Source organism: Falsiporphyromonas endometrii (assembly GCF_042654485.1).
In the GTDB taxonomy this organism is placed as follows: domain Bacteria; phylum Bacteroidota; class Bacteroidia; order Bacteroidales; family Porphyromonadaceae; genus Porphyromonas; species Porphyromonas endometrii.
Genome location: NZ_JBHSGO010000211.1, coordinates 1 through 21,447, shown reverse-complemented (window position 1 = coordinate 21,447; position 21,447 = coordinate 1). Strand labels below are relative to the sequence as shown.

The window sequence follows — 21,447 nt, the reverse complement described above, 5'->3', positions numbered from 1 at the left end:
CAATTCTATAACAAATTAATGTCTTTATTTTTTCTGTTTTATAACAATTTCCCCTTTGAAATTTCCAGTAATCTTAGCCTGAGATGTCGTTGTAAAATCAAATGTAAACACATATGATTTACCATCTCTCTTAACTGTAAAAGTTCCTCCATTTACATAAACATATCTTTCTTTTCCATTCTCATCTATTCGGAGATAGGTTCCAATTGGTCCCATACCATCATCCTCTCCTGAATAGAACTTACCCGCAGAAGCTTCCATATCTTTATCTAATGTATATGTTTGAGAGGTTATAACTGCATCTCCGTCTGGTAACACATCGTTAAAATCCAATGTTAAAGCATACTTCTTATCTGATGTTCTAAACGTTGCATTATAGTTTGCAGTCTTTGCTCCATAAATATCCCCATAACACTCTACTTCCGCTGTTGTAAAATTCAATTTTAGATCACCTGTTTCAGCTGGAGCTTTATTATCAAATTTAATAGCTCCTTTATAGGCAATAGTCATCTTATACCCATCACTCATAATAAACTCTCCGGAAAGATCATATCCGGACTCAATATGTTTGACTGTAATCATTCCATCGGTATAAGGGACAGGAATAGATGAATGTTGGTGTATATCATTCCCTTTTGTATTCACCGAATACATCGTATTATTTCCAATCTCTTTTGAGAAATGATATGTTCCTTCGGGTAGTACAGCCTCATTAGATGTTACAGATTTTGCACCCCAGAAATCTATGTCAATTATAAATCCGGCACTATTAGGCTTATGATCTTCAGTCATTTCACAATCACCAAGACTAACTAAATATTCACTGAATCCGGTATTAGATGGATCTCCATAATATGTAGACCCAAAAATATTTTTTGCAACCACATTAATATCTTTCCCAAATGAGCCAGACTGATTCTCAAAAAGAATATTCTTTGAATAATTAACCTCAACGGTCTTTCCTCCTTCAATGGTAAAGATACCATGAATAGTTATTCCACCAGACGTTTTTTTAATATCTAAACTACCACTTATAATATCAACTTTATCTTTTATAACTCCATTTTCATTTACAAAAGTAAGATATGTGTTTTGCTTGCTAATATGAAATGGCTCAAAAGTCAATTTTCCTTCATATACGTAACGACCCTCTGGAAGTTCTATAGCACTGATCTGAGAAGGGGCTGGAGCAAAACAATCTAAAGTGATCATTTCTCCCTCTCCCGTTGCTTTTCCATCAGACATAGTACAGTTAGTCAGGATGATAAAATAATTTGAAGCATTAGGTGTAAACCTTTTTCCGTAAAAAATTCCATAACTCGATTCTGCATTGATAACAATATCTGCAGTAGAAGACTGATTCTGTCCATTATTGTTTGGCTCAGGCTCTTTTTTCGAGCAGGCTGCTAACAATACAAGACTAGAAAGTAAGGAGTAGAATAATAATTTTGTTTTCATAATTATTTATTAAAATGTATTGAAGAATAGTGTATTAATATTAAAATTCAATGTGTCGAATAGTATCTTTAAAATACTTTCGTTTGAATTAATCGTTAGATTTAGTGAGAAATATAATTCACATACAAAGGTAGTAATATTATTATAATTTATTCTATTTTGATATAATAGTATAGGGTTTAGATTGAAAAGATATATGTAATACTAATAGCGTTTATTAAATCTGCTACCCTATAAATGTTGTAAAGGGCATCTTTAGGGTACTCAATCGCTTTATCTATATGGTTGAATGATTCTTTTTTAGGTAAGCTGCATTTTAGATGAGTAAAGCTGTCTGTATGACAAAAACTCAGCATATGGACAAACTAAGTGAACAAACCAGATGAAGGTAAATGCTAAGATGCTATTTTTAAGGTGCTTCTTATCAGATTCAATATTGATCTTGTTTGAATGGTTGCACCCTGATCTCTAATAATTCTTAGTTGTAATTACTTTTAAAAGGCTTCTTATTGTTCTGGATGAGTGATTGCGAAAGAGCGTTCTTTTTAGTATCTTAGTTACCGATAAAGACAGATACCATGGAGATAATCATGTTACTTACCTTCCTTTTGATGATTGTTTTGCTTGGAGGATCATTCCTTCAAGAGGGTAAGATATGTCTTATCGACGAGGAACAAATCAATGACCCAATAACTATCAAATATAATCTTAAGAATGTCCTTTATGATTGGGCTGTGAAGCTCGTCATGAGAGGGGATTGTTTGTTAAATACTGTTACCTGCTCTAATGCTCTAAAAGCTACTCAAACAACACTGATTCAACTTCAAATTCACAAATTCGAGGGTTAGGGTCAATTGACCTTTTGCCGACTTTGCCCGTTTTTATAGTACGAAACGGGCTTTATTTATGCGCTATTTTAACAAATAAGGTCGTGCGAGAAGCAATCCGTTCTCGCGCGACTTTGGATCTGATCTCGCGCGACCTTGACATGCGAAGTCGCGCTACTTCAGGTGCAACCTCGCGCGAGTTCACTTTCAAAGTAGCGCGAGAATGGATTGCAAGTCGCGCGACCTTCCAAAAAAGGCGGCCTAAAGCCGGTTTTTAAGCAGGCGAAAGACAAATAAAAATAGCACTTTATATAAATTAACATTTAGCAAAGCCGACAAATCTCCCTTCTCTATGTTTTTATAGAAGAAATGGCCTTTTTTGATGTCAAAAACAGGCTGTTTTTAGACAAAACGACCTGCTGGTAAATTTACATTATTTATCTAATAAATTATGATTTAATCGGAAATATACATTAGGTATTTTGCTTTTAAAATGCCTAATATTTGATATTATTGATGTCTGATATAAGCTTTGTATGAAAAGAAATACTTGAATTGTGAGAGAGCCATGGTTGCTAAAAAAGGGTTGTTTGCTCTTTTTCTTTCAGCTATCTTTGTCATTGAGAAGTCCTTTTTGTTTTTTAGGGATAAGGAAAATATTGGGGATCTATAGAGAGATGTTAGATACCTTTTTGTCTCCTTTTAGGCTGTTTGTGTTGCAAACAGGTCGCTATTGATATAGTCGGTTATCCAAAAATAATTAGAAAGTCTGCTTAATCAATTCCCTAATTAATTCAAAATGACTTCTAAGCTAAATTAAAAAAAAGACTACCTTTGCGAGGTTAATGATATTGTATATGCAAAAAATAGTAGCTAATATATTGGTTCCTCTTATGACATTTATGCTCCTTTTGAGCTCCTGTTCGGAGTTTGTAAGGGTTCAGAAGTCGACAGATGCCAATTTGAAATATTCTTACGCCAAGAAGTATTACAATATGGGAAAGTATACAAAGGCTGCAGATTTACTTGAAGATGTAGTTCCTTTGTTTAACGGTACCTCGGAGGGCGAGCAGTCTCTGTATCTTCTTGCAAATTCATATTATATGAGTAAGCATCCGTACACAGCTGCGGCTTATTTTAAGCGCTACTATACATCTTATCCCAAGGCTTCGATGGTTGAGGAGGCTCGTTTCAAGGCCGGTTATGGTCTTTATTCTATTTCTCCCGATCCTCGATTGGACCAATCTGATACTTATGAGGCTATCAAAGAGTTGCAGGGGTATATCGAATTTTATCCCAAAGGGAAGTATGCCAAAGATGCTGAGCAGTATCTTTTTGAATTGCAAGATAAGTTGGCTTATAAGCAATATCTTGCTGCTGACTTATATTACAATTTAGGCACATTTATGGGAAATAACTATCGCAGTTGTATTGTGACTGCCAAAGATGCTCTCAAAAAATTCCCTTATACAAAATATCGCGAGGATTTTGTTTTCCTTATATTGAAAGCTCAATACAAAGAGGCTGTCAATAGTGTCAATGAGAAGGTGCAAACTCGTTATAGGGAGGTTTTGGACCAATATTATTCGTATGTCAATGAATATCCCAATGGCAAGTTTCTAAAGCGTGCTAAACAGATTTATGAATCTGTATCTAAACATATTTCTAAGAACTTATAATTTCTATATAACATTATGGAATTCGAAAAGATTAATACTCCAACCAACACAGTAACAAGAGACGTGTCTGTATTGAGTGCTGATACAGGCAATATTTATGAAACAGTCAGAGTCATAGCCAAGAGGGCTAATCAACTGGCTATGGAAACCAAGCATGAGCTTGATAAGAAATTGGAGGAGGTAGCAACTTATTCCGAAGAGAATTTGGAGGAGGTGCACGAGAATGAGGAACAGATAGAAATCTCTCGTATGTACGAAAAGATGCCTAAGCCAACCCTTATAGCCACTCAGGAATATCTTGACGGAGATCTTAGGTACTATATGCCGGGAGAGGATGCCAGAATTTCAGGAGTTCCGATGGATATGCAGGAAGAGGTTAAGGCTCAGTTAGAAGCAGAAAAGAACGAATCTAAGAAAAAAGAATCCAAGAAGAAGGAAAAATAACACTTAAAAAGTAGCTGATATGTGGCAGAGAATCCAGACATTGTGGCTTTTGCTTGCAGGTGTTGCAATGACTTTAATATTATTCTTCCCGATGGGAATGGGTAGTGCTTCTGACGGAGGATATGAATTTTTGACTATCGGAGCTCGTAAGATTGGAGGAGGCATTACAGATCCGACTTGGGGTTTGTTTTTTGTTGATCTTTTGTCGGTTTTGTTGTCCTTTGTAACTATCTTCCTATACAAGAAAAGGGTGCTTCAGATTAGATTGAGCGTTGTCAATGCTCTCGTGATTGTGGGTATGCTCATATATTATGCAATGCTAACGTACAATTTCCTTTCAGTACACAATCTTTCTTATGGATTTAAGTTTTGGTTTGCCATGCCGATAATAAGTATTGTCTTTCTTTATCTTGCAATTCGCAATATCGGTGCAGACGAAGCTAAAGTTAGAGCGTTGGACCGTTTAAGATAAAGTCCTTTGCTTTTTAGTTGTTGTTCGAAGTCATTTTAGGGCCTCGAAAGGGCCTTTTATATACAGATTATTTATTTTCAAACATACGATTAAGCCTCTTTTGGGAGGCTTAATTTTACATAAATATAAGACATCTATGTCCTCTAAAGTTCGTGTTCGATTTGCTCCAAGTCCTACGGGAGCCCTTCATATTGGTGGTGTTCGTACTGCCTTGTATAACTATCTGTTTGCCAAGAAGAATGGTGGAGATATGATTCTTCGTATCGAAGATACCGATTCTAATCGCTTTGTGCCGGGAGCTGAGGCTTATATTATTGAGGCTTTGACTTGGTTGGGCATCAAATTTGACGAAGGTGTAAGTTTTGGTGGAAATTATGGTCCTTATCGTCAGAGTGAACGTCGCGATATTTATAGGAAATATGTGAAGCAGTTGTTAGACTCCAATCGTGCATACATTGCTTTTGATACACCGGAAGAGCTTGATGCCAAGCGTAAGGAGATAGACAACTTTCAATATGATGCCAAGACGAGAGGCATGATGCGCAACTCTCTCTCTATGTCGAAGGATGAGGTTGATCGTCTGATTTCTGAAGGTTGCCAATATGTGATTCGATTTTTGGTTGAGCCGAATATTGATGTACATGTGCAAGACATGATTAGAGGTGAGGTTGTTATCAATAGTTCTATCTTGGATGACAAGGTTCTTTATAAGAGTGCTGACGATCTTCCTACTTATCATTTGGCCAATATTGTTGATGACCATTTGATGGAGGTGACTCATGTAATTAGAGGTGAAGAGTGGTTGCCAAGCGCACCATTACATGTTTTGCTTTATAAGGCTTTTGGTTGGGAAGAAACAATGCCACAATTTGCTCATTTGTCCTTGTTGCTAAAACCGGATGGTAATGGAAAACTTAGTAAGAGGGATGGCGATCGTTTGGGATTCCCGGTCTTTCCGTTGGATTGGATCGATCCTAAAACAGGAGATAAGAGCAGTGGCTATCGCGAAGCCGGTTATTATCCTGAAGCTGTTGTAAACTTTTTGTCTCTTCTTGGATGGAATCCGGGCGACGATGAGGAGATTATGTCGATGGATGAGCTTATATCCAAGTTTGATCTGGAAAAATGCAGCAAGAGTGGAGCTCGCTTCGATTATGAAAAGGCTCGCTGGTTTAACCATCATTATTTGCAAAATAAGAGTAATAGAGAGTTGGCTTTGGAATTTCAGGTCGTGCTGAAAGCACATGGCGTAGAGGATACAGATTTGGATAGAACAGAAAAAATCGTATCCTTGCTCAAAGAACGTGTAAATTTTGTACATGAACTATGGGATCAATCCAAATTCTTCTACCTCGCTCCCGAAACTTATGATGAGAAAACAGTGCGCAAACGTTGGAAGGCGGATTGTCCAAAACTTCTAATGGAGATGTCCGAGATTATTTCCGGTTTGGATTCTGTGCAGTCCGAACCAACCGAATCTGTTGTTAAGGCTTGGATTGAGAAGAATGAGTATGGCATGGGACTGATCATGAATGCATGTAGGTTGGCCTTAGTAGGCGAAAGCAAGGGCCCTCATATCTTCGATATTATCGAGCTTTTAGGTAAAGACGAAACACTTAAACGTATAAAATTGGCCATAGAACGTCTCGGATGAAACTCTTTTACAATTTTATTGGGAATGTCTATTCTTTCCTAATCAAATGTGCTATCTTCTTTAGTCCTAAGGCTAAGATGATGCAGAAGGGAAGATGGAGACTATGGAAAAAACTTAAATCCGAACTCGATACACAGGGCGGATATATATGGATTCATGTTTCTTCATTGGGTGAGTTTGAGCAAGGTCGTCCCTTGATTGAACGCATTAAGCGTGATTATCCTTCAGAAAAAATCATGCTGACTTTTTTTAGCCCTTCGGGATATGAAGTTCGGAAGAGCTATGAACTTGCAGATGTAATTTCTTACCTTCCGGCAGATACAATTCTCAATGCTAAGAAGTTCCTTAATATGGTCAAACCCAAAATGGCTATATTCATTAAGTACGACTTTTGGCCTTGCTTTTTGTTGGAACTTAAGGATCGTCAAATCCCAACCTATTTGGTGTCAGCCATATTTAGACCCTCTCAACTATTTTTTAGATGGTATGGCAAGATGTATCGTTATTTATTGACATGTTTCGATAAATTGTACGTTCAAAATGATGCATCCAAAGAGCTATTGGCAAAGTATAAGATTACCAATGTCGATGTGGTTGGAGATACCCGTCTGGATCGTGTCATTAAAATTAGTCAGAATGGGAAGGAACTACCCATGTTCGATAAATGGGTAGAGTCCTCCAATACTCCTATTATAGTGGCAGGCAGTACTTGGCCTCCGGATGAAAAAATCTTGCTCAATTATTTTAATAAACATCCTAATGTGAGACTAATATTGGCTCCTCATGAGTTTGATGACGAAAGGATTTTGAAACTAACCTCCTTTGTTAAACGTCCTTTCATCAGATTTTCGGATGCCAATTCCAAGTCGATACTGAAGAAGGATTGCATTATTGTAGATAGCTTTGGCTTGCTCTCTTCCTTATATAGATATGCAACCTTTGCTTATGTTGGTGGAGGCTTTGGTAAGGGTATTCATAATACACCTGAGGCGGCTGTCTATGGTATCCCTGTGTTTTTTGGACCGGAGCATCACAAATTTAAGGAGGCGTTGGGTTTGTTGGAGTCCGGTGGAGGTATTTGTATCCATGACCAAGAGGAGTTTGACCGATATGTTGATGATATGTTGATGCATAAGTATAAATTAGAAAGTGCCGGAAAAGCCTCCCATGATTATATATATGCCAATGCCGGAGCGGCAGATAAGGTTATCAACGATATATTCAAAAAGTAATCTTTGATTGCTTAGACCTATTGTTTGGCTTCGCAGAGTGTTTGCTCATGCGAAGCCTTTTTTATGTTTGCTTTTTAAGCCTTCTAAGAAACAATTGTTTGAGAGAGTATCGCTTCTTCCCATTTTCAGAGACTTTGTAATCTATAATTCGTTACCTTTAGTGGTAATATATTGTTAGCAATAATAATGGCTTTGTGTGACTGAAATAAAATGTTTTATACAGATTATCAGTATCATAGCCGGATATGTTCCTAAGAATCGAGACTAAGAAGTAATTTGTTACAGTCAACTTGATATTCTTTTCAACCAAATTGTGAAATAACTCAGAGTAGCTTCTTGGTATAATATTTTATAGTATGGATAATAAATATACAGTTAAGAATTTTAGAGTTTTTGATGAGAAGGGAGTTACCATTGATGTCAAACCTATCACTATTCTTACAGGTTGCAATAGCTCCGGAAAAAGTTCTCTTGTCAAATCGATGATTCTATTTGAGGGGTTTTTAAATGGAATTCGCAAAGATGTTGAGGCCGGAAGAAAAATCAATCTATCCAATTACTATCTGGATTTTACAAAGCACCCTAATAATGTACTGGGCAATTTTCTTCGTGTTGTCAATCGTGATACGGAAGACAATACGATAACATTCGAATATCAAGTCTATTCCCACCTCCTTGGGGAGGATGTTTTGATCAGTTTGCAGTTTGGCCAGGTTGAGAATGATGATCTAAACGACGGATATCTTTACAAAGTCTCGTTAAGTTTGGTGAATGGAGAATTGATCTATTCGTCATCTTTGAAGGGGGATGATAAAGTCAATCTGAATCTTATCAAAGCTAATTTTATAAGGTTCGCATACGGAGAATTTTTGTTGGAGCGTTTTCGCTCTTATCAATCGGCTTCATCAATGGTTGATGCGGACTCTGATTATATCAATGAACAGATAGACTCTTTGAATCAGTTTATTGCATCCTATGAGGATAATTATGGCAAAGATGCATTGATAGATGTTATATGGAGTCTTAATCGAGATGATTGTGATCGTACCTTGGTAGGAGAGTTTTCTTCGGGGCATCCTGAAATAATGGATAAGACTGCTTTGATTGGGACATTGTTTTATATACCTATCATGGATGATCTAAAAAAACTCAGTTGCAAAGACATACGGGGTGAATTGGATCGCTTGTTAAAAGGTGAAAAATTGCCTCCATCACTTAAACTGGCCTTAGATAAAGTTTTAGAAGATTTTGCCTCTTCACAATGTAAGACCTTCTTGGACTTTTTTATCAAGATGGAGCAGCAATTCTTATCCACGACATCCAAGCAGGTTATTTCAGCTTCAAGGGAAGAGCGTCCTCGTCTGCTTGATGAAAAGACATTGAATCTTAATCAACGCTATCTGATTGCTTACTCAAAAATTCTTTCTGAAGGTGACCAATCGGACCAGGTAGATCAGTATGTCGACTTTATACAGGAGCAACTTCAGAATGAGACGATAGAATCGATGAAGCAGATGAAAGATAATCGTGTCAATTTTGATCTTTTGTATGAGGTGTTGATGCAGATTAACAAATTATGTGGCTATGAAGAGAGCCCATACTTTAGTTACTCTGAAGATCCTATTTTTGGGCATCGTGTTTATCATCATCGGATGTTTAAGATGTTTTTGAGGTACATTGTAAAGATTCAAGAGGATATTCTTACTCTTGAATTGCCTCAGGAGATCTCTTATGTCAGTTCTTCTATTGTGAGTGTCAAGCGTCTTTATGCCTTAGAGGCTGTTGATGACTTTACAATTCTTCTCAATAGATATTTCTCTGCCAAGCACAAGTTTTTGAGCAACCTCAATAAAGCTGCAGATTATCATCCCGGTAGTTTTATTAATGAATGGATCAAGAAGTTTGAGATTGGAGATCGTATTTCTATCGATGTCGATCCTGAGGGGCTTGGTGTTACTCTTAGACTTTACAGGACACCATCGGACAAAAAGGGTACTCTTTTGTCCGAGCAAGGGTATGGTATTACTCAAATGTTCGTTCTTCTATTGAGGATCGAAATCGCCATCTTAGAGTCCAAAGTGACCAATGTGGCTTCAGATAGATATTACTTAGGTAAGATTGAGTTCCTGGATAAGGAAGATTGTAAATTGGAATATTCTTCAGCCACAATTGCAATTGAAGAACCGGAGGTACATCTCCATCCAAGATTTCAGTCTATGCTGGCCAATCTTTTTATAGATGCTTATGATCGATTTAATGTAAACTTTATTGTCGAGACCCATAGTGAGTATTTGATACGTAAGCTTCAGACCCTTGTGGCCAAAGAGTATGTTCATCGTGAAGATATAGCTCTTGTCTATGTTTATGATGCAGACAAAACAATGCGTCCGGCTTATACTCCACATGTCAAGAATATTACTATTAATCGTGATGGAAGCTTGAGTGATTCTTTCGGAAGGGGATTCTTTGACGAAGCCGATCGTTTGGCAATGGATTTGCTGAATATAAAGATTAAACAAGATGAAAAGGCGTAGGCGAGTCTATTGTGAGTATCGATTTCTAAGAGACTTTTTGTCGTCAAGGCCGGATATCCTTGAGCCAAGTGATGATAGCATTTCACTTATGGATAATTGGGTGTCTATGTATAGCTTTATTTGTAAGTCCGATCTTGTGATTGATATCTCTACTGCAGAGTTTCAGGCAGAACGCGAAAAAAGTCCTTGGCTTGCAATGCTTTGGAAAAAAGCTGTGGGAGGTGAGTGTGGCCTGCAGTTTGAGAAAGAGGCATTTCCAAAGATTGAAGAGTTGCGTGTACGGGATACCGATAACGAAATCCTTAATGCCGTATTTTTAGCTGATTTGCAAACTTCAGAGTGTAAGAGGCTATCCGAGCTTTTTGGAGTTATTGTAATAAATGTTGAGCTGTCAAAGAATTGTTTTCATTTGTTTGGTGACAATGGTACGGCGTTCCCCTCAGAGCATGCGGAAAGTTGGGATTTTATGACCCCCCTCTTAGGTTTATTCCCTCCCATAAATGTCTGTAATACAATGATGATAGTTGATAATTACATCCTAACATCGACAAGGAAATTCCCTTATGAGGACAAGGTCAAATATAATCTGAGGCCTATCATGGACCACCTTTTACCTCAATCATTGACACCCGGAGAGGTATTTCAGATTGTTATATTCAGTGAGTGTTACAATTTGGATGAACAATATGCTTTTATAAAATCTACAATAAGTAAGATACGACCCAAATTGCAGTTTGCACTGACCATTTTTTCAAATTGTAGAAGGGCATTTCATGACAGATCGATTGTGACGAATAATCTTTGGCTGAGCTGTGGACATGGCTTTGATGTTTTCAAGCGAAATGGTACCGTCCGTAAGTCTACGAATGTATCAATCGTCTTTCCATTTGTGCAAAGTCATATTGCATGGGCCGACAACTCTTTTCTTAACTTATTGATCGATGCTCAGTCTGTCTATTCTCGTTTGAATGACAATACTAACAGTCGGGGAAATGTGGATAAATTAAATCGTATTTGTGCCTATTATTGTGAAGAGAAAAGACCACAAGCCACACGAAAACCGGCTTTTGTATTGGGAGATGCCAAAGATGTTGCGGGAATAAAGATCGTTGGGAAAATAGATCTATCCAGATTTGGATCAGGTAGACGATAAAAACAACCGCTTCTTGATGGGGGAGTAAGGTGCTTATTCCAATTTGTTTAGAGGAATTAGAAAAGTTGTTGCTTCGATTTTCCGAAAGGATTGAAAAATCTTATGGAGCGTTTTTAGTTTTGAAAATGTCAATAACAATAGCTCAATGCGTATGTTTGTATACCGGTCTAATACAAATTCATACGAATAAAAGAGTCTGTTTCTGAAGAAGTGTTGGTGTTAGTTTTTATGGCTGACAACAGCCTATATTGTCTTTTGTTGATTGCGTTTGACTTACGTTTGTATAGCGATTTTGGCGTTTTGTGTCAAATGCTTAATTTTTAGATTTAGAGGGGAGTGTTTATTCCGAACTGATTGTTGTTATTATAATCTGCAATTCATTGTATAGCGACTACTTTAGTAGTATCTTTGCAAGTAGAGTAGTCAAGGAATAGAAAATAATTATCAAGATGCCATTTATAGAACAATTGGTGAAGAATAGATCAGTGTCTATTGTTGGAATGTCCAAGAATGCAGGCAAAACAGAATGCCTAAACTATGTTCTAAAACGTCTTGATCGAGATTATAAACATCTTAAGGTCTGTCTTACCTCGATTGGTATAGATGGAGAGAAGAGAGACCAGGTTACAGAAACAGATAAACCGGAGATAAATCTTACGGAGGGTAAATATTTTGTTACGTCCGAGAAGCATTTCCTTGAAAAGCGTTTGACAGCAGAAATTATTGATGTTGATAATCAATGGACTGCGCTGGGACGACTTATAACTGCAAAGGTGGTGGAAGAAGGAAAATTGCTCATTAGCGGACCCTCTTCAACCGATGGCTTGAGAAGATTGATAGAAAGAACAGCTCAGACCGGGATAGATTTGACAATTGTAGATGGTGCCCTCTCAAGGTTGAGTCTCGCTTCTCCTACGGTATCGGAGTCCATGATTCTTGCTACAGGAGCCGCTGTTTCTGCCAATATTCCCGATTTGGTAAGGCAGACCAAGGCTTTGTATCGGTTGATATGTCTCCCTGCCATAGAAAACAAAGACCTTGTTGAGAGGTTGTTGCCTATAGAACAAGGTATCTGGGGAATTGACAAGGAAGGGTTTGTCCATGACTTGGATATCAAAACGGCCCTGATGATCCCCAAGTCAAAGTTGGCTTTGCTCAAACAATATGATACAATCTACGTGAGTGGTGCTGTCAATGATAAACTCTTGGAGCAATTAAGGGTAGAGGGGCTTGGAGCCAAACTTATTGTAAGGGACTTTACACGAATATTCGCTTCGCCTAAAGCAGTAGATTTATATCTGCATTCCGGGGCAGCAATGGAAGTGCTGTTTGCTACTAAATTGATAGCCTTGACTATAAATCCCCAATCCCCGGATGGGTATTTGCTCAATTCGAATGAGCTCAAAGAAGAGTTGCAGAAAGCACTCGGTATTCCTGTTTATGATGTAAGACAAATATGAGGTTCGGAGATCACATAAAAGAGATAAAGGGTATTCGTTACCTTAGTGAAGAGCTGGAGCTATTATCTCCCGCCGGTAGAAGGTGTATGCTCAATAGTGAGATGATCACTACGGCTGAAGAGATTGAGAATGCATTGAACGAGGTGCAGATAATTCTTGACTACTTAAAAGACAAAGAGACGATCAAAGCTATTTCTGAGGTGTGTCTGAGACTGATGCAACTTAAGGATGTAGGCGGATCGGTAACAGCTCTAAGAACAAAAGCTACTTTGACAGATATTGATCTCTTCGAAATAAAGAACCTGGCTCTTATTGCAACTGCAGTTGAGAAGATTAGAAAAGAGTCCTTGCAAAATCTTCAGGAGATACCGGATTTGTCGTCTGTCGTAAAACTTCTTGACCCGGAAGGTAAGAGAATCCCGACTTTTTATGTCTATGATTGCTATGATATAGAGCTTGCAGAGCTTCGTAAACAGCATAAAAACTTGCCTGAGGGAGATGAAAGAGATGAACTTTGGATTAAAATCTCTCAAGTAGAAGACCGAGTCAAAAGAAGATTGTCTCGACAATTAGAACCAATGGGATTGGCTCTGCAAGATGCTTTAAACCTTTTGGGACATTATGACCTTATTATTGCCAAGGGAAAATTGACCCTGATAAAAGGATATGTGAGACCAACCATATCAAAAGATCCTAAATCTTCTTTTGTAAACTTAAGGCACCCACAGGTTGAGGCAATTCTAAAGACAAGGGGGCAAAGGTTTCAACCCGTTAGTTTGAAACTTTCTTCCGGAGTGGCATTGGTGACAGGTGCTAATATGGCCGGAAAGTCTGTATTGCTTAGATCTCTTGCCGTGGCTCAGCTAATGACGCAGTATGGTTATTTCCTTCCCGTAGATGAGGCCGTAGTCTATCCCGTAGAAGAGGTGATGTTGTGTATCGGAGATGCTCAAGACGAAACGGAAGGACTATCTTCATATGGGGCTGAAATGCTTAGGATGTCCGGTATTTGTGAAACAGTGGCGCAAGGAAAGTCGGTATTGGCTCTTATTGATGAACCGGCACGTACAACAAACCCGGTCGAAGGACAGGCTATTGTAAGTGGCCTTGTCGAACTTTTGAGTGCGTATCCTAACGCATTGTCTGTTATTACAACGCATTACGGGTCTATATCGGCAAAATGCAGAAGGTTGAGGGTGAAGGGTTTCGTAGAAGAAAGAGTTAAATTACCTTTGCATGTGAATGAACTGAATAAATGTATTGATTACAGTTTGGAGGAGGTTCAGACTAAGGATGTGCCGCATGAGGCCATTCGTATTGCTCAAATCTTAGGAGTGTGTCCCGAATTAATAGAAAGAAGTACTAAGTATATCAAGTAATAAGAATGAGAACAAGTAAAGTAGGTATTGATTTTGCCAAAGTTGATTACGCTAAGGAACTTGCAGGTAATATTGCAGATAGCGTACAAGGCTTTGTAGATCGTTATACCACAGTGGCTGTGGAGAGAACACTCTGCAGACTTATTGGTATTGATGATGTTGACGAAAATCAAGTGCCCCTGCCTAATAGGGTGGTTGATAGCCTGAAGGATAAAGGGGTGCTGGAGCATGGTGCTCTGTTTTTCTTGGCTAATGCGATGATTGCAACCGGTAAGAATCCGCAAGAAATCGCTGAGGCTGTGGTAAACGAAGGAGTGGACCTGACCAGTTATGAATTCAGATCGAGAGAAGAGGTAGCTGATATTTTGGCTCCCTATATCAAGAAAGGTATGGAGCGTATCGCTGCAAATAGAAAGCGACGCGAAGACTATATCAAAAATATTGGTGAAGGAAGTAAGCCATTCCTATACATTATCGTTGCAACAGGTAATATCTATGAGGACGTTGTTCAAGCACAAGCAGGTGCAAGGCAAGGGGCAGATATTATTGCCGTAATTCGTACGACAGGACAGAGTCTCTTGGACTATGTGCCTTATGGTGCTACTACAGAAGGTTTTGGTGGTACTTTTGCCACACAAGAAAACTTCCGTATCATGCGTAAGGCTCTTGATGAAGTTGGTGAAGAAGTTGGTAGATATATCAGACTTTGTAACTACTGCTCAGGATTATGTATGCCTGAAATTGCTGTCATGGGTGCTTTGGAAGGTCTTGATGTGATGCTAAATGATGCCCTCTATGGTATCCTTTTCCGTGACATCAACATGCAGCGTACGCTGGTAGACCAGTATATGAGCCGTGTCATCAATGGATTTGCAGGAGTTATCATCAATACAGGTGAAGATAACTATCTGACAACTGCAGATGCAGTAGAAGAGGCTCATACGGTGCTTGCTTCAGACTTGATTAACGAACAATTCGCTCTGCGTGCAGGACTTCCCGAAGAACAGATGGGTCTGGGACATGCCTTCGAGATGGATCCAACACTTAAGAATGGATTCCTTTTTGAGTTGTCTCAGGCTATTATGATTCGCGAAATATTCCCAAAGGCTCCACTTAAGTATATGCCTCCAACGAAGTTTATGACCGGTAATATTTTCCGTGGACATATTCAGGATGCCCTGTTTAATATGATTGGTATTTGGTCTCATCAAGGGCTTCAACTTCTTGGAATGCCTACAGAGGCTATTCATACTCCGTTTATGAGTGACCGTTATCTCTCAATCGAAAATGCACAGTATATCTTCAATAATATGCACGATATAGGTGATGAGGTTGAGTTTAAAAAAGACGGTATCATACAAAGTCGTGCTAAAGAGGTTCTTGACAAGACAATCAAATTATTGGAAGAACTTGTTGATGAAGGCTTGTTTACAGCACTGGAATTGGGAATCTTTGCCGATGTGAAGAGACCTAAGGATGGAGGAAAAGGTTTGAGCGGTGTGTCTATTAAAGGTGCACACTACTACAATCCTGTAATTGATTTGATGAAGACCTTTAATATGAATGGTAAGTTATGAGCGAAGGACTTTATTCTACAGAGAAAAAAGATTACGACCAGACCCTTGACCTGACGAAGGTTAAACCATACGGGGATACAATGAATGACGGTAAAGTGCAGCTTAGTTTCACTTTGCCGGTGCCGGAAGGTGCTGAAGCTGAAGAGGCAGCTAAGCAACTTATGAAAAAGATGGGATTGGAAAATCCATCTGTCGTATTTTATAAGGAGTTGGCAAAAGGCTTTACATTCTTCAATTGTTATGGAAGCTTAAAGCATACAGTTGACTATAGCACAATATATGTGCCAAAAGTGGAGTCTACTAAATGGAGTATGGAAGAGACAGATGAGTTTATCCGAGAACACTTTGGACGACCAATCGTAGTAGTTGGCGCTTCTACAGGTACGGACGCTCATACTGTTGGTATTGACGCCATTATGAATATGAAAGGCTTTGCCGGGCGATTTGGTCTCGAACGTTATGAAATGATTGAGGCTCATAACCTGGGAAGTCAGGTACCTAATGACGAGTTTATCGCAAAAGGTATCGAACTTAATGCAGATGCTCTTCTTGTATCACAGACCGTTACACAAAAAGATGTTCACATCAAGAACTTGACCGAACTTGTCGAAATGATGGAGGCTGAAGGCCTGCGTGATAAGATGATTTTGGCTTGTGGTGGACCTCGTATCAGCTATGAGTTGGCTAAAGAGCTTGGCTATGATGCAGGCTTTGGTGCAAATACATATGCTGATGATGTCGCATCTTTCATTGCTCAAGAGCTTGACAGACGCATCAACGGAACGAAGAAAGAAGAAAAGTAAATATTAATAACAATAAAACCACCTAATTACAATGGAAAAGAAACAGATTAGAGAGGTCATCGCCAAGCGTGTAGCTTTGGAGCTAAAGGACGGTGATGTTGTCAATCTAGGTATCGGTCTCCCGACTATGATCCCTAATTTTCTAAAACCAGACGTTCATGTGATGATTCAGTCTGAGAATGGTATGATTGGTATGGGCCCTCAGCCGGAAGAAGGTAAAGAAGATCCCAATTGGATTAACGCCGGTGGTGGACCTATCACTGCAAATGACCATGCAGCAACTTTTGACAGTGCAGAAAGTTTTGCAATTATCCGTGGAGGACACGTTGATATCAGTGTCTTAGGAGCATTGCAAGTGGATGAAAATGGAGACTTGGCTAACTGGTTGATCCCTGGTAAGATGGCTCCCGGTATGGGAGGTGCTATGGACCTTCTGGTAGGTACTCGTAAGGTTATTCTTGCTATGGAACACACAGCTAAAGGTAAAGTCAAGATCATGAAGAAATGTACTCTGCCTTTGACTGCAGCCGGTCAAGTAGATATGATTGTAACAGAGATGTGTGTTATAGAGGTACGTAAGGGCGAAGGCTTGGTCGTAACCGAATTGCATCCTGAGTTTACAAAAGAAGACGTTATTGCGGCTACTGAGGCTAATTTGATTTGGTCTCCAGATCTTAAGCCAATGCGTCAAGAGTAATAAATACTATTATACAACCACATATTTATAAACCAAGTATGAATTTTTCTCAAACACCCCAAGAGAAGCTGTTCCTTGAGATGATCAGAGCTTTTGCAGAAAAGGAAGTAAAACCTTTGGCTGCTGAGATAGACGAACAAGAACGCTTCCCACTAGAGACAGTTAAGAAAATGGCTGAAATAGGCCTTATGGGTATTCCGTTCCCGACACAGTATGGCGGTGCAGGCGGTACAAACCAAATCTATTCTATGTGCGTAGAAGAGCTAAGTAGAGTATGTGCTACAACAGGTGTTGTTGTGTCAGCTCACACTTCTCTCTGCTGTGCTCCTATCTTCGAACATGGTACTGAAGAGCAGAAGATGAAATATCTTCCCAAGCTATGTTCAGGAGAATGGATTGGTGCATTTGGTCTTACAGAACCTAATGCGGGTACAGATGCTTCTGCTCAGCAGACTACTGCAGTTGAAGAAGGTGACCACTATGTTCTTAACGGTAATAAGATCTTTATCACGAATGCTGAATATGCTCACGTGTATATCATCTTTGCGATGACAGACAAGAGCCAGGGCGTAAAGGGTATCACAGCCTTTATCGTTGAAAAGGATTTCCCCGGATTTAGCGTTGGTAAGAAAGAGCTTAAGATGGGTATTCGTGGTTCTGCAACTTGCGAACTTATCATGGAAAACTGTATCGTACCTAAAGAGAATCTTCTTGGTAAGGTAGGTGGCGGTTTCAAGATCGCGATGAAGACACTCGATGGAGGTCGTATCGGTATCGCATCACAAGCACTTGGTATTGCACAAGGTGCTATGGATGAAACAGTCAAATACACCAAAGAACGTAAACAGTTTGGCAGATCACTTGCTAAGTTCCAGAATACACAGTTCCAACTCGCAGATTTGGAAGCAAAGATCAATTGCTCTCGTTTGCTTGTTCGCAAAGCATCATGGAAGAAGGACGAAAAGCTTCCTTATACTGTTGATGCAGCAATGGCTAAGCTATTCTGTGCTGAAACAGCAATGGAAATGACTACAAAGGCAGTTCAATTCCACGGCGGTTATGGATATACTCGTGAATATCCGGTAGAGCGTATGATGCGCGACGCTAAGATTACAGAGATTTATGAAGGTACCAGTGAAGTTCAAAGACTGGTGATCAGTTCAAACCTATTAAAGTAAAAAGCCACACATTATGCTCAAGATAGTAGTATGTATCAAGCAGGTTCCTGATACAACGGAGATTAAGTTGGACCCGGTAAAGGGTACTTTGATCCGCGAAGGTGTACCAAGTATCATGAACCCAGACGACAAGGGTGCTCTCGAGCAAGCTCTTCGTCTAAAAGATGAGTTCGGTGCTCACATCACAGTAATCACTATGGGTCCTCCTCAGGCAGAAGCTGTTCTTCGTGAAGCTTATGCAATGGGTGTTGATCGTGCAATCATCGTAAGTGACCGCAAATTTGGTGGTGCAGATACACTTGCAACCAGCTATACTCTTTCACAGGCACTTCGCAATTTGGAGTTTGATGTACTTCTTGCAGGTCGTCAGGCTATTGACGGTGATACAGCACAGGTTGGTCCTCAGATAGCGGAGCAACTTGATCTTCCACAGATTACTTATGTTGAAGAAGCAAAGTATGATGAAGCGAAAAAGATCATGACTGTTCGTAAGAGCACAGAAGAAGGTCACGAAATCTTGGAAGTTGGTCTTCCATGTATGTTGACTCTTTTGGCTACTGCCAATCAGCCACGTTATATGAGAATGCGCGGTATTATGGAGGCTTTTGATCGTGAGGTTGAAAGCTGGGATAGCACATCATTTGATTGTGATCCCGAGCGTCTTGGCCTTAAGGGTTCTCCTACAAGTGTAAAGAAGGCCTTCACAAAGGGTGCAAAAGCTATGGGTACTCTTCATGAAGATCTTACAGCGGAAGAAGCAGCAGAACTTATCTTCCAGAAACTTAAAGATAAATTCATCATTTAATATTGCCATCTCATTATGATTAATAAAGCAGACTATAAAGGAATCATGGTCTTCGCCGAACAAAGAGACGGCGTTGTACAAAATGTTGCATTCGAGTTGATCAGCAAGGCTCGTGAATTGGCTGATAGCATCAACGAGCAGGTAACAGCTGTTCTTCTTGGTGAAGGTATCAAGGGGTTGGCAAATGACCTTATTGCTTATGGTGCAGATAAGGTTTTGGTTGCTGACTGCCCGGAATTGAAAGATTACATTACAGAACCATACGCACAAGCTATTTATCATCTCATTACAGAACGTAAGCCTGAGATTGTTCTTGTAGGTGCTACCACTATTGGTCGTGACCTTGGTCCAAGACTTTCAGCTCGTTTGGTGTGCGGCTTGACAGCTGACTGTACTTCTCTTGAAATTGGAGAAGATAGAAATCTTCAGATGACTCGTCCTGCATTCGGTGGTAACCTTATGGCTACTATTGTAAGTAAGGAGCATCGTCCACAGATGTCAACAGTTCGTCCCGGTGTGATGAGAATGGCTGCAAAGGATACAAATCGTAAGGGTGAAGTAGAAGAAGTAACAATCCCATTCGATAAGTCTAAGTTTGCAGTTAAGCTTGTTAAGAAGGAAATTGAAGCTAAGAATAAGGTTGATATTACAGAAGCAAATGTATTGATCTCCGGTGGACGTGGTGTCGGTTCTAAGGATGGTTTCGAAAAGTTGGAAGCTCTTGCTCTTTGCATGGATGCAGAGGTTTCTTCTTCTCGTGCTATGGTAGACGCAGGTCTAATTGGACACGAACGCCAAGTTGGTCAGACTGGTAAGACAGTCCGTCCTGATATTTATATGGCATGTGGTATCTCAGGGGCTATCCAACACCTTGCAGGTATGGAAGACTCAGATTATATCATTGCAATCAACAAGGATAAGTATGCTCCTATTTTCCAGGTAGCTGACCTTGGTCTTGTAGGAGACTTGCACAAGATTCTTCCTCTTTTGACAGCGAAGATCCAAAAGGCTCAAGCTGAAAAGGAAAAGAAATAAGGAGATCTTGTAATGTCGGATTATCAGCATATAAGATTAAATCGTGAGGGTGCAATTGCCACCCTTACGATTGATCATCAAGAAACACTGAATGCGTTATCTTCAGCTCTTCTTACAGAGTTGAATGCAGCAGTGAACGAGGTTAGAGTGGACTTATCCTTGAGAGTTCTCATTATCACGGGTGCCGGTCGAGCTTTTGTAGCTGGTGCTGATATCCGCGAAATGAGTACAATGTCGGCAGCAGAGGCTAAAGCATACGGTGACTTTGGAGCTAAGGTTTTTAGAAACATAGAGACCTTGCCTATCCCGGTTATCGCTGCAGTCAATGGCTTTGCTCTTGGAGGAGGTTGTGAGCTTTCTATGGCTTGTGATATTCGTATTGCATCAGAGAAGGCTAAATTTGGACAACCCGAAGTTGGTCTTGGTATCACACCCGGGTTTTCAGGTACTCAGCGTATGCCCAGATTGATTGGTCCTGCCAAAGCAAAAGAGCTTATTTATACAGCTGATATTGTTAAAGCTGAAGAGGCGCTAAAGTTTGGTTTAGTTAACAAGGTTGTATCTCCGGAATCACTTATGGAAGAAGCAATGGCGATGGCCAAGAAGATTGCTTCAAAGAGTGGATCGGCGGTTAGAGCTTCCAAGGAGGCTATAGACAGAGGTCTTCAGTCAGATATCGATACCGGTATTATGATTGAGGAAAACTTGTTCTCTCTCTGCTTTGCTCACAATGATCAAAAAGAAGGAATGAAAGCTTTCTTAGAGAAGAGAGCTCCCGAATTTGATTAACAAGTTCAATATTTTAAATAGAAAAGAGATGTGTTACTCGTAGCGTAGCACATCTCTTTTTTTGTATTTACTCATCAAGAGAATACTTGTTTGAGGTCTCTGATGATATTGAGTATTATTAGTGGATACTGTGATACTGTCCCAAAAAAGTGTGTAAGACCCAAGACAATTATCTTTGAAAAAGAAAAAATAAAACGATAAACAGTATGGATCTTACACGCACACAAATTAAAGAAATTATTTCGAATCAACTGACAAGCAAAGACGGACT

The 21,447-nt window shown here is 39.5% G+C and carries 17 protein-coding genes and 1 pseudogene; 17 read left to right on the top strand and 1 reads right to left on the bottom strand.

The window, feature by feature from the left end; translation table 11 throughout:
- Positions 1-24: 24 nt before the first annotated feature.
- Entirely contained in the window at positions 25-1,458 is a 1,434-nt protein-coding gene (locus ACFO3G_RS08600; RefSeq protein ID WP_380079932.1) for a hypothetical protein, read from the bottom strand.
- Positions 1,459-2,036: 578 nt separating this feature from the next.
- Between ACFO3G_RS08600 and ACFO3G_RS08595 the strand changes: the two genes are divergently transcribed.
- The 17 genes and pseudogenes from ACFO3G_RS08595 (at position 2,037) to ACFO3G_RS08515 (ending at position 21,176) form a co-directional block, all read left to right on the top strand.
- Positions 2,037-2,306: a hypothetical protein gene (locus ACFO3G_RS08595; protein ID WP_380079930.1), complete on the top strand. Its 270-nt coding sequence runs from the start codon at positions 2,037-2,039 to the stop codon at positions 2,304-2,306.
- Between the two features lie 836 nt (positions 2,307-3,142).
- A complete protein-coding gene (locus tag ACFO3G_RS08590) occupies positions 3,143-3,964 on the top strand; it encodes an outer membrane protein assembly factor BamD (protein ID WP_380079928.1) in 822 nt (273 codons plus the stop codon).
- 15 nt (positions 3,965-3,979) lie between these two features.
- Positions 3,980-4,300: pseudogene (locus tag ACFO3G_RS08585) on the top strand (DNA-directed RNA polymerase subunit omega); the annotation flags it as partial.
- A gap of 127 nt (positions 4,301-4,427) precedes the next feature.
- Positions 4,428-4,880: a DUF4293 domain-containing protein gene (locus ACFO3G_RS08580; RefSeq protein WP_380079926.1), complete on the top strand. Its 453-nt coding sequence runs from the start codon at positions 4,428-4,430 to the stop codon at positions 4,878-4,880.
- Between the two features lie 136 nt (positions 4,881-5,016).
- Entirely contained in the window at positions 5,017-6,534 is a 1,518-nt protein-coding gene (gltX, locus tag ACFO3G_RS08575; protein WP_380079924.1) for a glutamate--tRNA ligase, read from the top strand.
- Positions 6,531-7,766 (top strand): 3-deoxy-D-manno-octulosonic acid transferase, encoded by a 1,236-nt coding sequence (locus ACFO3G_RS08570; RefSeq protein WP_380079922.1) that lies wholly within the window; start codon positions 6,531-6,533, stop codon positions 7,764-7,766. Before gltX ends, ACFO3G_RS08570 begins: the two co-directional genes overlap by 4 nt.
- Positions 7,767-8,122: 356 nt before the next feature.
- Positions 8,123-10,300 (top strand): AAA family ATPase, encoded by a 2,178-nt coding sequence (locus ACFO3G_RS08565; RefSeq protein ID WP_380079920.1) that lies wholly within the window; start codon positions 8,123-8,125, stop codon positions 10,298-10,300.
- Positions 10,287-11,453, top strand: coding sequence for a hypothetical protein (locus ACFO3G_RS08560; RefSeq protein WP_380079918.1), 1,167 nt, complete (start codon positions 10,287-10,289; stop codon positions 11,451-11,453). The genes ACFO3G_RS08565 and ACFO3G_RS08560 overlap by 14 nt, the downstream gene beginning before the upstream one ends.
- Before the next feature lie 449 nt (positions 11,454-11,902).
- On the top strand, positions 11,903-12,913 hold the full coding sequence (gene kamB, locus ACFO3G_RS08555) for a lysine 5,6-aminomutase reactivase subunit KamB (RefSeq protein ID WP_380079916.1): 1,011 nt from the start codon (positions 11,903-11,905) through the stop codon (positions 12,911-12,913).
- Entirely contained in the window at positions 12,910-14,292 is a 1,383-nt protein-coding gene (gene kamC, locus ACFO3G_RS08550; RefSeq protein ID WP_380079914.1) for a lysine 5,6-aminomutase reactivase ATPase KamC, read from the top strand. The genes kamB and kamC overlap by 4 nt, the downstream gene beginning before the upstream one ends.
- Positions 14,293-14,297: 5 nt before the next feature.
- A complete protein-coding gene (gene kamD / locus ACFO3G_RS08545; RefSeq protein WP_380079912.1) occupies positions 14,298-15,869 on the top strand; it encodes a lysine 5,6-aminomutase subunit alpha in 1,572 nt (523 codons plus the stop codon).
- Positions 15,866-16,672, top strand: coding sequence for a lysine 5,6-aminomutase subunit beta (kamE, locus tag ACFO3G_RS08540; protein ID WP_380079910.1), 807 nt, complete (start codon positions 15,866-15,868; stop codon positions 16,670-16,672). The genes kamD and kamE overlap by 4 nt, the downstream gene beginning before the upstream one ends.
- Before the next feature lie 31 nt (positions 16,673-16,703).
- On the top strand, positions 16,704-17,369 hold the full coding sequence (locus tag ACFO3G_RS08535; RefSeq protein WP_380079908.1) for a 3-oxoacid CoA-transferase subunit B: 666 nt from the start codon (positions 16,704-16,706) through the stop codon (positions 17,367-17,369).
- A gap of 38 nt (positions 17,370-17,407) precedes the next feature.
- Positions 17,408-18,547, top strand: a complete 1,140-nt coding sequence (locus ACFO3G_RS08530) for an acyl-CoA dehydrogenase (protein WP_380079906.1) — start codon at positions 17,408-17,410, stop codon at positions 18,545-18,547.
- 13 nt (positions 18,548-18,560) lie between these two features.
- The gene (locus ACFO3G_RS08525; protein WP_380079904.1) at positions 18,561-19,352 is read left to right on the top strand and encodes an electron transfer flavoprotein subunit beta/FixA family protein; all 792 of its coding nucleotides are present in this window, start codon (positions 18,561-18,563) and stop codon (positions 19,350-19,352) included.
- Between the two features lie 18 nt (positions 19,353-19,370).
- A complete protein-coding gene (locus ACFO3G_RS08520) occupies positions 19,371-20,387 on the top strand; it encodes an electron transfer flavoprotein subunit alpha/FixB family protein (protein WP_380079940.1) in 1,017 nt (338 codons plus the stop codon).
- A gap of 12 nt (positions 20,388-20,399) precedes the next feature.
- Positions 20,400-21,176: an enoyl-CoA hydratase-related protein gene (locus ACFO3G_RS08515; RefSeq protein ID WP_380079902.1), complete on the top strand. Its 777-nt coding sequence runs from the start codon at positions 20,400-20,402 to the stop codon at positions 21,174-21,176.
- The last annotated feature ends 271 nt before the right edge of the window (positions 21,177-21,447 follow it).

Excerpts from the sequence above, each read along its gene's own strand:
- gltX (WP_380079924.1), top strand. The coding sequence starts at position 5,017 with ATGTCCTCTAAAGTTCGTGTTCGATTTGCTCCAAGTCCTACGGGAGCC.
- ACFO3G_RS08565 (WP_380079920.1), top strand. The coding sequence starts at position 8,123 with ATGGATAATAAATATACAGTTAAGAATTTTAGAGTTTTTGATGAGAAG.
- ACFO3G_RS08570 (WP_380079922.1), top strand. The coding sequence starts at position 6,531 with ATGAAACTCTTTTACAATTTTATTGGGAATGTCTATTCTTTCCTAATC.
- ACFO3G_RS08600 (WP_380079932.1), bottom strand. The coding sequence starts at position 1,458 with ATGAAAACAAAATTATTATTCTACTCCTTACTTTCTAGTCTTGTATTG.
- kamE (WP_380079910.1), top strand. The coding sequence starts at position 15,866 with ATGAGCGAAGGACTTTATTCTACAGAGAAAAAAGATTACGACCAGACC.
- ACFO3G_RS08560 (WP_380079918.1), top strand. The coding sequence starts at position 10,287 with ATGAAAAGGCGTAGGCGAGTCTATTGTGAGTATCGATTTCTAAGAGAC.
- kamB (WP_380079916.1), top strand. The coding sequence starts at position 11,903 with ATGCCATTTATAGAACAATTGGTGAAGAATAGATCAGTGTCTATTGTT.
- ACFO3G_RS08580 (WP_380079926.1), top strand. The coding sequence starts at position 4,428 with ATGTGGCAGAGAATCCAGACATTGTGGCTTTTGCTTGCAGGTGTTGCA.
- ACFO3G_RS08530 (WP_380079906.1), top strand. The coding sequence starts at position 17,408 with ATGAATTTTTCTCAAACACCCCAAGAGAAGCTGTTCCTTGAGATGATC.
- ACFO3G_RS08590 (WP_380079928.1), top strand. The coding sequence starts at position 3,143 with ATGCAAAAAATAGTAGCTAATATATTGGTTCCTCTTATGACATTTATG.
- ACFO3G_RS08535 (WP_380079908.1), top strand. The coding sequence starts at position 16,704 with ATGGAAAAGAAACAGATTAGAGAGGTCATCGCCAAGCGTGTAGCTTTG.
- ACFO3G_RS08595 (WP_380079930.1), top strand. The coding sequence starts at position 2,037 with ATGGAGATAATCATGTTACTTACCTTCCTTTTGATGATTGTTTTGCTT.
- kamD (WP_380079912.1), top strand. The coding sequence starts at position 14,298 with ATGAGAACAAGTAAAGTAGGTATTGATTTTGCCAAAGTTGATTACGCT.
- kamC (WP_380079914.1), top strand. The coding sequence starts at position 12,910 with ATGAGGTTCGGAGATCACATAAAAGAGATAAAGGGTATTCGTTACCTT.
- ACFO3G_RS08515 (WP_380079902.1), top strand. The coding sequence starts at position 20,400 with ATGTCGGATTATCAGCATATAAGATTAAATCGTGAGGGTGCAATTGCC.
- ACFO3G_RS08525 (WP_380079904.1), top strand. The coding sequence starts at position 18,561 with ATGCTCAAGATAGTAGTATGTATCAAGCAGGTTCCTGATACAACGGAG.